The organism is Mycobacterium sp. TKK-01-0059, assembly GCF_000709305.1.
GTDB classification, from domain to species: Bacteria; Actinomycetota; Actinomycetes; order Mycobacteriales; family Mycobacteriaceae; genus Mycobacterium; species Mycobacterium intracellulare.
Map to the genome: position 1 here is coordinate 3574826 of NZ_KL446993.1, position 13134 is coordinate 3587959.

Genomic DNA, 13134 nt, shown 5'->3' on the forward strand with positions numbered 1-13134 from the left:
TGCAACCGACAAGGTGTATGTTGGGCGGCCGTACGGGAGGTGGCACGTGGCGGAGCCTACGGTTACTGACGACATCGAGCAACGCATTCGCGAGGCGCAGGACAAGTTCAACGCCGGAATGGGCGCCGACGGCGACGCGACCCCCTACCCGCTGCTGCGTGAGCTGCGTATGAAGGCGGCCGTTCATCCGGGCTGGCCGGAGATGGGCGTTCCCGAGGACGGGCCCGACGGCGCGAAGACGTTCACGGCGTACTCGTTCGACGCGGTTAAAGCCGTCTTCACCGACAACATCACGTTCAGCACCCGGATCTATGAGGACGTCGTGCGACCGTTGCAAGGACCGACGATCCTGGAGATGCAGGAACCCGAGCACGCCACCTACCGCAGGTTGCACGAATTCGCGTTTGCCAGGTCGTCGATGAAACGCTGGGACACCGAACTCGTTGGGCCCCTCGTGGATCGCACGATCGCGAAAATCCGCGACGACAAACGCGCCGACCTGGTCACTGCGGTGTTCATGCCCATCCCGGTCCGGATCATCGCCGCCCTGCTCGGGTTGCCCGAATCCGACATCGGTGAGTTCCACCGGCTGGCGATCGACCTGCTGGGCTTTCGCGCCGACATGGAAACCGCGTTGCGGGCCTCGGCGGAGATGAAGGAGTACTTCGTCGGAATCCTTGCCGACCGGCGAAAGTCGCCGAAGGATGACATGGTGACCATCCTGTCCCAGGCCGAAATCGACGGGGTCAGGATGTCGGACGAACAAATCTACGGATTCATGCGCAACCTCCTGCCCGCGGGCGCGGAGACCACGTCGCGCTCGACGGCCAGCCTCGCGTTCGGCCTGTTGACCCACACCGACCAACTCGATGCGGTGCGCGCCGACCGCAGCCTGCTGCCGCAGGCGATCGAGGAGGGCATCCGGTGGGAGACGCCGCTGCTCAACTTCATCCGTGAGGTCACCGCCGACACCGATTTCTTCGGGCGCCATATCCCGAAGGGCTCGACGATGGTGGTCAACCTCGGCAGCGCCAACCATGACGAAACACGATGGGAGGACGCCGAGTCCTTCGACATCTTCCGGGAACGCAAGCCGCACATCGGGTTCGGCCACGGCGCCCATGTGTGCTTGGGAATGCACCTGGCGCGGTTGGAGAGCACCAAGATCTTCAACGCGCTGCTCGACGAACTGCCGGGGCTGCGGCTCGACCCCGAGGCCCCGCCGCCCTACGTGACCGGCACGATGTTCCGCTCGCCACCCCGCCTCGACGTGGTGTGGGATTAGAGGAGATCGCCTGACATGACTCGCGTGATCCAGTGGGCGACCGGGGTGACCGGCACGATGTCGCTGCGCCACGTCTTGAGCCGGCCGGACCTGGAACTGGTCGGCGTGCGGGTGTACGACGCGGCAAAAGCCGGGGCGGACGCGGGCACGCTGTGCGGGCTGCCGCAAGCAAGAGTGCTCGCGTCTGACGATCGCGACACCATCATCGGCACCGATGCGGACGTGGTGCTCTACATGGGCAAAGTGGAGACCGACACGCCGGGCTGTTTCGCCGATGTCTGTGATCTGTTGGCCTCGGGCAAGAATGTGATAGCCACCGGCAGCCGGTTTGTCCATCCCCGTTCCCTGCACGAATCGCTGGCGGACGGCATCGAAACAGCTTGCCGTGCAGGCAATTCATCGTTTCTCGGCCTGGGCCTGTACCCGGGCTTCGTCGCCGAGTCGCTCGCGCCGGTCCTGTCCCGCCTGACCGAGCGCACCGAGCGGATCAGTGTCCGGGAGGTGCTGAACTACTCGACCTACGCGAGCCACGACCTGATCTTCAACGCGATGGGATTCGGTCATGCGCCGGATGACCCGACGCCGTTGTTGTCCAACACCGACTATGCCGCGAGCGCATGGATCGGCAGCGTGACAGTGCTCGCGCAGGCGCTCGGACTCCGAATCCAGTCCGTCGAAGGCTTCCGCGAGGTCGTGACGACACCGAGGGCGCTGACGGTGGCCGCCGGTGAGATTCCCGCAGGAACCGTGGGGGCCATGCGCTTCGGCGTCGTGGCCGGCTGCGGCGAAACCACACTCGCCGTCGAACATCTCACCAGGATGGCCGACGACTTGGCCCCCGACTGGCCGACCGAGATCGGTTATGCGGTGACGTTTGAGGGCAAGCCCAGCATGACCCTTCAGCTCGTGATCGGCTCGCACGGCGAGGATCACGCCGAGCAGGGCTGTCTGGCCACCGCGATGCACGCCGTCAACGCCATCCCCGCGGTGATCGCGGCCGAACCGGGACTCTACGACTTGTCGACGATCACCCCGTTCGTCGCGCACTGGACTGAGCGCGGCGTCGTCCCCACGACCTAGCCGCATCCCTGCATCGGCCGCGACCCCGCGAGGAGAGTTGAGTGCTCAAGCCCATTGAATTCCAGGTCCTGCGCGAGTCGCCGTCCCTCGCTCATTACCGACGCGAATGGGTCCCGAGCCCCGGGATGGGGCTGTCGGGAATCTGGCTCGGCGCAGTCGTCGCCGACGCATCCGGTCAGAACTACTGGGGGGTGCGGGGATGCGACGACTTCCTCACCGGAATGACTCACGTCGTGTCTCCGGTGTGCGGATTTCGATCACTACCGAAAGACCTTGGCATCGACGCGCCTCACCTCTACCCTGAGTACTCGACGCTCGATTGGTTCGAACCGTTGCAATACGTCGACGACCGCGAGAGCGTGCGGCTGTCGTATCCAAGCGGCCGGATCGAACGCGATGCCAACGGCTTTCACTGGTATGACGCCAGCAATCGTTGGGAGATCCACGGGCGGACGGTCAGCGACATCGTCCTCACGCACGTGCCTGCGCAGGACGGCATCGACGACGACGTCTACTACCGCCACGAGCTGATGTACGCCACGGGCACGGTGGACGGTGTCGAAGTGTCCGGCTACGCGCATCAGGACTTCGCGTACGGGCCGCCGGGAAAGGTGTACACCGAACTCCCCATCGCCCGGCACCTCCAGGGCATGTGGGTGTCCTGGTTGCACGAGCTCGACGACGGGCAGCTGGGCGGCGGCAGCTTCTGGCAGGGGCGCGAAGGTGTGGCCTTCGGCCCGGGCTATCAGCTCAAAGACGGTGTCACCACGGTGCACAAGGACATCACCACGGATCCGACGTTCAACGAAGTCGGCAGGATGACCGGGCTGGATGCGACCATCGGCACCGACTCGTACAGTTTCGCGTTCGAATCCAGCGGCAGCCCGCTGCACGTGTTCGGTCCCGTGTCAAGCACCTCGTCGGGTGTGCAGCCGGCCCGCAGTTGGTGCTGGGTCGAATACAGCGGGAATATGCTGACCCCGGAATTGCTCGACGCGGCCACGGCCGTGTTCAAGCTGGCGCGCGGGCTCGACTGACGATGTTGAATCAGATGAAGTCCGATCCGCCGTCGACGTTGACGGTAGCCCCTGTCACGTAGCCATTGCGTCGTGACGCCAGATAGGCGGTGAGGGAGGCGATCTCTTCGGGCAACCCGGCACGGCCGATGTCACAGGGATGGCCGTAGGTCTTCTCGACCCACGTCATCACGTGCCTCGGATCCGATGAATCCAGCCCGTCGGCGACAAGCACCTCCCGCAAGGTCTCGGTGAAACTGGCCGTCACGATGGTTCCGGGACAGACGCAATTGACCAGTATCCCCTCGGCGCCAAGGCTTTTCGACAGGTTCTTGGTAAAGCTCGACAGTGCCGATTTGGCGGCGGTGTAGGCGACCAGGCGCGAGCTCTGGCGCTGGATCGAGTGCGCCGAGAGTGTGACGATGCGAGCCCAATCCGCGGATCGCAACATGGGCAGTGCGGCCCGCACCGAGCGCACGGCGGACAACGTGCCGAGGTCGAAGGCGGCGTGCCAGTCGTCGTCGTCGAGGTCTTCGAATGCGCCGGCGCTCGGGCCGACGGTGTGCACCAGGACATTCAGGCTGTCCCAGGTATGACCGATGGACGCGAACGCCGATGTGATGGACTCAGCATCGGACATGTCGACGCTGATGGTCAGGACTTCGGGGGCGCCCGCGCTGCGGATTCGCCGCGCAGCGGAGTCCAACGCGGTCCGGCCGCGCGCCATGATCGCCACCGAAGCACCCTCCGCGCCGAGACTCTCGGCGATCGCCAGGCCCATTCCCTTGCTGCCCCCGGTGACCACCGCCGTGGCGCCGTCGAAACCCAGGTCCATCGAGTCGTCCTTTCTTTACCGGTTGCCGGTGAACGCCTGCTGGCCCTCGATGATTCGGGGTGCCAGGTGAACGATCTCGCTGACCACGGTGGGATTGGCGCGCGAAATGGCGACGAGGGAAAGCATGGCATGGGCGACGTCCTCGACGGTGGACATCTCGTCAGGGATCTGGCCCCCGTGCTCCCAGGACCGGTAGAGATCGGCCAGCAGGTCACGGTCGGCCCCGCGCAGGATCTCGGTGTCACAAGTGGGGCCAACGCTGACCCGGATCACGGCGATCTCGGGGTGTTCGGCCCGCCAGCTGCGTAGGATCTCGTCGAGCGCGGCCTTGCTCGCATGGTAGGCCGCCACACCCGCACGCGGGCGCCCCACGTCGTGGCTCGACGCGACGACGACCGTGGCGTTGTCGGCCAAATGGGGGAGGGCCGTCCGCAGTACGTGGGAGGCACCCACGGCATTGACCGCGTACGCGTGCAGCCACGTCTCTACATCGGTGTCTTCGATCAACGCGAATGGCACCACGGCACTGGTGAATACGACAGCGTCGAGCTTTCCGAAGTGGGCGGCGACGGCGTTGACGACGGATTCGATGGCGCGCGGATCGGACACGTCGAGCTCGTGTGCCGATCCGCCGAGTCGATCGGCCAGCTCCGACAGGCGGTCCACCCGCCGTGCGGCGAGGGCCACCGCCGCGCCCCGGGAGTGGGCGGCCAGCGCCAGCGCCTGTCCGATGCCCGAAGACGCCCCGATGATCAACATCCGCGTCCCCGCGATGTTGGAGTGCCGGTCGCTCATACTCTGCTTCCTTCGCGTGATTTCATGATTGACGGCTGCGCTGACGCTACCCAATCCTCGCATGTGAGAATTGTCATTCTCGGTTGGGGTATCGGCCTGGCCCGGCGAAAGCTTGTTTACGGCGGACGAAAACACATATTCTCGACGGGTTGGGTCCCGGAGGCTGACGATTGACAAACGCAATACCAGCCCGCACCACGAGTGCGGGAGATCTGGCTACGCTACGGGCGAGGCCGGCATGACGAACACCGTTGACGCGGCCAGTGAATCGGCTGCAGTCGGGCCGATGGACACGGGCATCGGCGGTTTGTCATGGCCGTCTAGGGTCGGATGGGGATTGTTCGTTGTCGCCTACCTGGCCTTTGCGGTCGTAACGGTCGCGACTGTCCAGTCGGGCACTCACGGGGATGCCCGCACGGCAAACCCCACTCCAGGCGCGGCGCCCTATCCGCCGTTCCTCGGCTTCGATGATTGGCCACTGGTCGTGGCGCTGAGTTCCATCCCGCTGGCGATCGGTCTGATCGCAACGTTGGTGTGGCTCTCGGTGCGACGCCGCAAGGTGCATTGGGCGGTGGTGATCGCGTTCGCCGGTCTGATCACCGGCGCGCTGGATCCATTGGCCAACTGGGCGACATTCGCCATTTTCGATCCGCGCATGCTGCACTTCCCGCCGTCATGGCCGTATATGAACATTGCGCCGAATCTCGAGCCCGCCCTGTCGTTCCTCGGCGGCTACGCGGCCTATTACCTCCTCAGCGGGCTGGGAATACTGCAACTGCACGACCGCTTCGTGGATCCGATAGTCCGCCGCACCAGTTGGCTTGCGCGTCACCGCCTTGCCGCGGTCTTCCTGGGCGCGTTCCTCATCGCGATACCGGTCAACACGCTCGTCCAGTTCACCTGGTTGAGATTCGGCATCTTTTACTACTCCGAGGCGGTCGGGCCCACCCTGCAAATCGGCCACATCCATTTCCCACTCGTCATGGCGGTGTACGACTCGTTTATTTTCGCGATGGTCGCCGTCATGTGCGTCCGTGACGACGGAGGAGAGCTGGTGCTGATCACCCGGATCTGCCGCCAACTTCTGGCGCCCCCTGGCCGCACCAAGGTCACGTTGACACGCCAGCTCCTCGTTTCGGCTGCAGTGGGTCTGGTGTCGTTCGCCATACCGCTGGCGGTGCTGGCCGGCCTGCGCGCCGCGGGGCTGTCCTCACCCGCGTATGAGCAAAACCCGTATCCGAATGTCAAGGTATACGACCCCTACGGGCACCTTAAGGAATCGGGCAAGCCGGGACCGTTCTACAAATGAGTCGGATGACGGACAACGCCTGCGGCCCCTATCGCGTCGCCCATATCGGGACGGGTCTCACAGGAAGAGAAGCGTTACGGGCCACGATTCTTGACCCTGCACTGGATCTCGTCGGCGTAAAGGTCTCAACGCCGAACAAGGTTGGAACTGATGCGGGCCTGCTGTGCGGTGTCGAGGCCGTCGGAGTGACGGCAACAGGCGACATGGCGGAAATCATTGCGCTAAAACCTGATTGCGTATCCTACTGCGCGACGGCGGTCCGCCGCGAGGAAGACGCCATCGCGGATATCGCCAGGCTGCTGGAATCGGGGATCAATGTCGTGACGATCTCGACGATTCCGATGGTGTACCCGGATGCCGCGCCGCAGCACTGGCGTGCAACGCTCGATTCAGCCACCCAAAAGGGCCGTTCGACGTTCTATGCGACCGGTAGTGAGCCCGGGTTCATCAGCCTCAACCTCCCTACCGCGCTGCTTTCTGGCGCGGGTGCCGTGGATTCGTATCGTATGGATGAATACGCGGTCGACTTGGACAAGGCCTATCCCATTTGGGATGTGCTGCATGAGTCGATGGGATTCGGCAAGCCCGACGGCCACGTCCCGGTCCGCATAGCCTCGGGCAAGGTAAATCACGACTGGGAGACGGTCGTGCGCTATATCGCGGACCTGCTCGGCATCGAACTCGACGGTGTAGAACTCGACTGGGAGACATTGCTCGCTCCGGTCGATCTACCAACGGCCCTCGGCGTGGTGCCGGCGGGTACGATCTGCGGGCACCGCTGGCAGCTGGCCGGAGTGGCCGACGACCGAAAAGTGGTGGCCGTGCAATACTTCGCGACCGTGAGTTCGACCCCGTGGCCCGAGCACTGGCCCAAGCCTTCGCGCGAGGGACAGGGCGGCATGGTTTTTCGTGTCGAAGGCGACCCCAGTATGAGCCTGGAACTGTACTTGGAACAGTCGAGGGAAAGCCGCACCAACCCGGGAATCACGGCCACCGCCATGGCCGCGGTGAACGCCATTCCATGTGTGGTGGGCGCGCCGCCTGGCATCATCGAATCACCGTTGGCCGGAACTGGAATCGTTAGTCGACTCTCCCGCACGCGACGGTGACCGTCTTCGCGCTGCTACACGGCGGGCTGCATTACGGCTCCTGCTGGGATGCGGTCTCCGCAGAGCTGGAGCGGCGAGTCCATCGCGCGGTCGCGCCGGACCTCCCGGTCGATGACGATTCGGCGGGAGCGCTGAAATGGGCGCAAGTGGCGATCGATGCGATCGAGCGAGAAGTTGACAGCGCTTCCGAGGATGTTGTCGTTGTCGCACACTCGATCTCGGGACTCTGCGCACCCGTCATCGCCACCTTGTACCCGGTGCGCCACATGGTTTTCGTCGGCGGGCTCCTGCCCGTCCCCGGCCAATCGTTCGCCGAACACCTTGGCGCCAACCCCGACGCGATCACCTTTCCCGAACCGCAAGAGCATGGTGACGGCCCGTTCGGCCTCACCTGGGAGGCGGTCCGGGAAGGTTTCTACCATGACTGCCCGGAAGTATTGGCACGCCGCGCATTTGACGAACTGAGGCACCAATCATTCACCGCGTTCACCGAGAGCTGTCCGATCGACCGCTGGCCCGATACGCCGTCGACCTACGTTCTCATGCGGCACGACCGCGCGGTGGGGGAGTCGTGGGCCAGGCGCAATGCGGTCGACAGGATTGGCGCGTCCATTGTCGAATTGGACGGCGGCCACTCGCCCTTCTTTGCCCGCCCGGCCGAGCTGAGTGCGGTCCTCCTCAGGTTGGCGACTCCGACATGATTGGACATTGATGAGCACAAACATGGCCGATGGGCAACCGGTCACCCCTTAGCGGCGCGCCAGCAGTCCGCTGAGCTGCTGCGCGAGCTGCGACTTCTTGACCTTTCCGGTCGCGGTGAAAGGGAGATCTTGCTTCGCGGTGACCCAGATGAACTTCGGCACCTTGTATGCCGACAGCCGGTCACGCAGCTGCGCGCGCAAGGACTCGCCGTCAAGCACCGATTCGCCGCGCGGGACTACGGCCGCCGCGACCACCGTCCCGTGCTCGTCGCTCTCGGCGCCGACCACGTATGCCTCCAGCACGCCGTCGCAGTCGGCCAGCGCCTGCTCGACTTCGCTCGGTGTGACGTTGGTGCCGCCACCCGTCTTGATCAGATCGCCCAACCGACCGGTGAACCTGATCCAACCGTCGTCGTACTCGACGCCGCAATCGCCCGTCCGGTAGTAGCCGTCAGCGGTGAACACCTCCTCACGCTCACGTTTGTGCAGGCGTTGCATCAACGAGTATCCGCGAACCCAGATTTCGCCGGGCGTGCCGATGGGCGCCGGCTGACCCGTGTCAGGGTCGACCAGCACATGGTGCAGCCCTTCGATTGGCAGACCGCCGGTTTCGGACCGATCGGGCGGCTGCGGCAGATATGGGTCGACCCCGATGTGATTGCCACACAGCTCCGTCATTCCCAGGCCGCTAGAGCCCTTTGGCCGACGCTGGGGTGGCACCATCGCGGGCATGCTGGTGCGTTGCACCGAACTCAGATCGCGTGCGGGAAAATCGGGGTGCTCGGCCAAAGTCTTGCCCTGCTGCGGCCAGCCCAACGCGATTGTCGCGCGGTGGCGCTCCATGAGTTCTAGCGCCTCGGCCGCGTCGAACGCGGGCTGGGTGACCAGTGTCGCGCCATGGTGGATCACCGCGAGTAGTCCTGTGATCAGCCCTCCCACCCAGAAGAAGGGCATGGCGGTGAACATCACGTCATCCTGGGTGACGCCGTACATGAACGTGAGGTTGTAGGTATGCCGTACGAGTGTGCCCTGGCTGTGCACGGGCCCCTTTGGGTCGCCGGTACTGCCCGAGGTATAGATGATGGTCACGTCATCGGCTGGCGTTACGCACAATTCCACATCGACCAGGAAGTCGGCGTCGTCGACCGACATCTCGCCATCACCGTCGATCGCTGTCATCCATGGCTGATCGGATGGTCCCCACACCGCAACGGTCCGCAGGAACGGCGCTTTTCGTACCGCGATGCGGCCGGGCTCGCGCTGAGCGGATAACCCCGGCAGCGCTTCCTGCAGTCGGGCGACGAAATCGTGATTGCGGAATCGCGACCACGCCAGGATCGCCCGCAGGTCAGCATGGCGTGCGGTCCAGGCGAGTTCGGACGCCTTATAGAACGTATTGAGGGGCACCGCGACCGCGCCGATGCGTGTGGCGGCAAACCAGGCCAACGCCCAATCGACGCTGTTCGGCATCAAGATCCCGACGTGATCACCCTTGCTTATACCCGCTGACAACAGGGCAATCGCCAGCGCAGCCGAGCGGCGGTCAAGGTCGGCGTAGGTCAACTCGTGGCCATCGGCGATGAGGAACGGCTTGTCCCCGAAACGTGCCGCGGAGGATCTCACTAGAGCGGGAATCGTGGGCAAGATATTCGGGAAGGGCATGAGCGCAGGATAGTAGGCTTTGCAGAAAACGAGAACAAAGGTTCTCATTCGCCTCTTTCGGCCTACAATTTCGCCATGGCCACAGAAGCCGGACGTCGGCCCAGTGCCGATCGTTTGGACCGGGTGGAATCGAGTCTCGCGATCACTCAGCTGCCCAGTAGGTACGCCATGGCCCTCGACGCCCGGGATCTCGACACGCTGGTGGCGCTGTTCGTCGACGATGTCGACGCCGGCGCGGAGGGGCGCGGCAGCGACGCGCTGAAGCGTTGGTACGACCGGGTGCTTCGGCGGTTCTACCGCAGCATCCATCTGATCTGCGGCCACCAGTTCGACTTCGTCGACGCTGACCACGCGACCGGATCTGTGTATTGCCGCGCCGAACACGAGGACGGCGACGGGTGGTTTGTGATCACGATGCGTTACGACGACGTCTACGAGCGCCGAAACGGCCAGTGGTGCTTTGTCAAGCGGCGGGAGCATCCTTGGTACTCGGTCGACGTGACGGAGCGCCCGGGTCCGGAGTTCATGCGCTGGCCGACCGACGTTCGGTTGCGCGCAGCCATGCCCCAGCGCATGCCGACGTGGCGGGCCTTCTGGGCCGACGGAGACCCCGCGCTGCCCGAGCGGCTATCGGCGCGCCCATAGCATGTGGCGCCGCCCGCCACGGTTTACAATCGTGTCCGAAACTGACATTCTCACATAATGTAATCGGGCGTTTCCGCCCCGTTGTTAATCTGTCGGTGCGCTCGCACTCGTACCACTGCGATCAATGGAGGCCGTCATTTCCGTCGACAAAGTGCTCACAGGTGTGCGCGTACTGGAGGTTGCCGCGTGGACCTTCGTACCGTCCGCCGGCGCCGTGCTGGCGGAATGGGGCGCCGAGGTGATCAAGGTCGAGCCGCGCGAAGGCGGGGACCCGCAGCGTGGCCTCGTCACGATGGGAATCGTCGACGAGGGCGGGGGCACGGTCAATTACATGATCGAGATACCGAACCGGGGGAAGAAGTCGATCGGCGTCGATCTGAGCACTCCCGGCGGTCAGGAGGTCATCCGGAAGCTCGCCGCCACGTGCGACGTCTTTCTCACCAGTTATCTGCCGAGTCGCCGCAAAAAGATGGGCATCGACGTCGACGACATCAAAGCCGCGAATCCGGGCATCGTGTACGTGCGCGGATCGGGGCACGGCCCGAAGGGCCCCGATTCGGACAAACCTGGCTACGACGGCGTCTCCTACTGGGCGCGCGGCGGCATCGCCACCATGCTCACCGAAGACGGCGACGAGTTGGTGCGATCACGGCCGGCCTTCGGAGATCTTCTCGGGGGCATGGCAATCGCAGGCGGGATCGCGGCCGCACTGTACAAGAAGGCGACCACCGGTCGTGGATCGGTCGTGGATGTCTCGCTGCTCGGCCTCGCGGCCTGGAACCTCAGTCCCGATGTCGCGGTAAGCCAGATCCACGGCGGCAGCTCGATCCCGAAGTACAGCCACGCCGACGCACCCAACCCTTTGGTCGGGACCTACCGCACTAAGGACGACCGTCACGTCCAGCTGATGATGCTGCAACTCGACAAGTTCTACGCCGAAGCGATGCGCGCTATCGGCCTGCCCGAATTGATCGACGACGCGCGATTCGCCGATCCCGCATCGCGATTCGCCCACCGAACGGAACTCATCTCGCTGATGGACGATGTGTTTGCAAGGCGCACACTCGCCGAATGGCGCCAACAGCTGGCCGGCCTCTCCGGCGCCTGGGGGGTGGTGCAGACACCGGACGAGCTCTGCCATGACCCGGCGGTGAGTGCGAACGGCTATGTCGCGACCACCACGACGATGAACGGTTCGCCGTACTCGTTGCCCACGAATCCCGTCCAGTTCGACGAACGGGCCGTCGTCCCGCCGGGGGCGCCCGAACACGGCCAACACACGGAAGAAGTCTTGATGGACGCAGGCTTGGACTGGGACACCATCGTGAACTACAAGGAAACCGGGGCGATCCTATGAGTGCAACGCCATCGCGGATTGCGTCGGATAACCCTGTCGACTTCGACCCGTTTTCGGACGACTTCTTCAACGGTGCGTTCGACACGTACCGTCGCCTGCGCGACGAGGCTCCCGTCTATTACAACGCGAAGTGGGACTTCTGGGCCTTGACCCGTTACGACGACGTGGCGCCCGCTACCAAAGACTACGAAACCTTCTCGTCCGCCAAGGGCGCCACGCTGGACATGGTCCAGGCGCACGACGACGCGCTGCCGGTGCCCAAGGTGATCATCTCGATGGACCCGCCCGAACATCAGAAGATGCGCCGACTGGTCAGTAACGTGTTCACCCCGCGCGCCATCGCCGCGCTGGAAGACATGGTGCGCGAAAAGGTCTACGAACGCGTCCACGCGCTCGACCCGTCCTCGTTCGACGTGGTGGCCGACTTCTCGGCCCTGTTTCCGAACGAGGTCATCACCACCATGCTGGGAGTGCCGAAGCAGGACCGCGACCAGATTCGACTCTGGCTCGACCTGCTGCTCGAGCGCCGGCCCGGTGAGATCGCCACCACCCCAGAAGGTTTCGAAGCCTCGACCAAGACCGGGATCTACTACTACAACCTGGTGCAAAAGCGCCGCGCCGAGCCCCGCGACGACATGATCAGCCGACTCATCGAAACCGAGATCGAGCGAGACGGGCAGGTGGAGAAGCTCACCGACGTGGACATCACCGGCTTCGCCACCATGCTCGGGGGAGCGGGCGCGGAGACCGTCACCAAGCTCGTCGGCAACGCCATGGTCGCCTTCGCCGAATTTCCCGACCAGTGGCGAAAGTTACAGGAGGACCGCACCAAGGTTCCCGCGGCGATCGAGGAATTGTTGCGCTATGAGGCGCCATCGCAATACCAGGTCCGCACCGCCACCCGCGACGTGATGTTGCACGGCACGGTAATTCCCGAAGGCAGCGCCGTCCTGTTGGTCACGGGATCGGCGACGCGCGACGAGCGCATGTTTCCCGATCCCGATCGGCTGGACATCGACCGCGAGCGCAAGATGGGCTTCAATCTCGCATTCGGGTACGGCATACACAGCTGTTTGGGAGCGGCGCTGGCGAGGATGGAAAGCCGCATCGCACTCGAGGCACTACTGGATCTCCTCCCCGAATACGAAGTCGACCGCAGCGGGTTACACCGGGTAGCGATGTCCAACGTCTGTGGGTGGGCCAACGTGCCGGTGCGCAGGACCAGATGAAGTGTTGCGGACGCCGACACGGGCCAGACGGTGCACGAGCTGCACAAGCATCAGCTCGCCCATGAACTCGAATCGTGCAACAAGAGCCGGGGTCGGCGAGCGTGAATGGGC

The 13134-nt window shown here is 64.4% G+C and carries 12 protein-coding genes; 9 read left to right on the plus strand and 3 right to left on the minus strand.

The window, feature by feature from the left end:
• Positions 1-46: 46 nt before the first annotated feature.
• Genes K883_RS17005 through K883_RS17015 form a run of 3 tightly spaced genes read left to right on the plus strand, consistent with a single transcriptional unit; the run spans position 47 to position 3402 of the window.
• On the plus strand, positions 47-1285 hold the full coding sequence (locus K883_RS17005; protein ID WP_008255345.1) for a cytochrome P450: 1239 nt from the start codon (positions 47-49) through the stop codon (positions 1283-1285).
• Positions 1286-1300: 15 nt separating this feature from the next.
• The gene (locus K883_RS17010) at positions 1301-2365 is read left to right on the plus strand and encodes an NAD(P)H-dependent amine dehydrogenase family protein (RefSeq protein WP_036455034.1); all 1065 of its coding nucleotides are present in this window, start codon (positions 1301-1303) and stop codon (positions 2363-2365) included.
• Between the two features lie 41 nt (positions 2366-2406).
• Positions 2407-3402 carry a hypothetical protein gene (locus K883_RS17015; RefSeq protein WP_020822116.1) on the plus strand — a complete coding sequence of 332 codons (996 nt, stop codon included), beginning with the start codon at positions 2407-2409 and terminating at the stop codon, positions 3400-3402.
• Positions 3403-3412: 10 nt separating this feature from the next.
• Here K883_RS17015 and K883_RS17020 read toward each other — a convergent pair whose 3' ends face one another.
• Entirely contained in the window at positions 3413-4216 is an 804-nt protein-coding gene (locus K883_RS17020) for an SDR family NAD(P)-dependent oxidoreductase (protein WP_020822117.1), read from the minus strand.
• Positions 4217-4231: 15 nt separating this feature from the next.
• The gene (locus K883_RS17025) at positions 4232-5011 is read right to left on the minus strand and encodes an SDR family oxidoreductase (RefSeq protein WP_014711322.1); all 780 of its coding nucleotides are present in this window, start codon (positions 5009-5011) and stop codon (positions 4232-4234) included.
• 70 nt (positions 5012-5081) lie between these two features.
• On the opposite strand from K883_RS17025, the gene K883_RS17030 reads away from it, so the two are divergent.
• The 3 genes from K883_RS17030 to K883_RS17040 are packed head-to-tail and all read left to right on the plus strand — an operon-like array spanning position 5082 to position 8130.
• Positions 5082-6320 (plus strand): spirocyclase AveC family protein, encoded by a 1239-nt coding sequence (locus tag K883_RS17030; protein ID WP_231504847.1) that lies wholly within the window; start codon positions 5082-5084, stop codon positions 6318-6320.
• A 5-nt stretch (positions 6321-6325) separates the two neighbouring features.
• Entirely contained in the window at positions 6326-7429 is a 1104-nt protein-coding gene (locus tag K883_RS17035; protein WP_020822119.1) for a dihydrodipicolinate reductase N-terminus domain-containing protein, read from the plus strand.
• Positions 7426-8130 (plus strand): alpha/beta fold hydrolase, encoded by a 705-nt coding sequence (locus tag K883_RS17040; RefSeq protein WP_008255357.1) that lies wholly within the window; start codon positions 7426-7428, stop codon positions 8128-8130. The genes K883_RS17035 and K883_RS17040 overlap by 4 nt, the downstream gene beginning before the upstream one ends.
• 48 nt (positions 8131-8178) lie before the next feature.
• Here the strand turns inward: K883_RS17040 and K883_RS17045 are convergent, their stop codons facing one another.
• Positions 8179-9792, minus strand: coding sequence for a class I adenylate-forming enzyme family protein (locus K883_RS17045; protein WP_036428711.1), 1614 nt, complete (start codon positions 9790-9792; stop codon positions 8179-8181).
• Positions 9793-9906: 114 nt separating this feature from the next.
• Between K883_RS17045 and K883_RS17050 the strand changes: the two genes are divergently transcribed.
• The 3 genes from K883_RS17050 to K883_RS17060 all read left to right on the plus strand — a co-directional run bounded on the left by K883_RS17050 (position 9907) and on the right by K883_RS17060 (position 13023).
• Entirely contained in the window at positions 9907-10437 is a 531-nt protein-coding gene (locus K883_RS17050; RefSeq protein WP_036428713.1) for a nuclear transport factor 2 family protein, read from the plus strand.
• A 124-nt stretch (positions 10438-10561) separates the two neighbouring features.
• Positions 10562-11794 (plus strand): CaiB/BaiF CoA transferase family protein, encoded by a 1233-nt coding sequence (locus tag K883_RS17055; RefSeq protein ID WP_020822120.1) that lies wholly within the window; start codon positions 10562-10564, stop codon positions 11792-11794.
• Positions 11791-13023 carry a cytochrome P450 gene (locus K883_RS17060; RefSeq protein WP_008255373.1) on the plus strand — a complete coding sequence of 411 codons (1233 nt, stop codon included), beginning with the start codon at positions 11791-11793 and terminating at the stop codon, positions 13021-13023. The genes K883_RS17055 and K883_RS17060 overlap by 4 nt, the downstream gene beginning before the upstream one ends.
• The last annotated feature ends 111 nt before the right edge of the window (positions 13024-13134 follow it).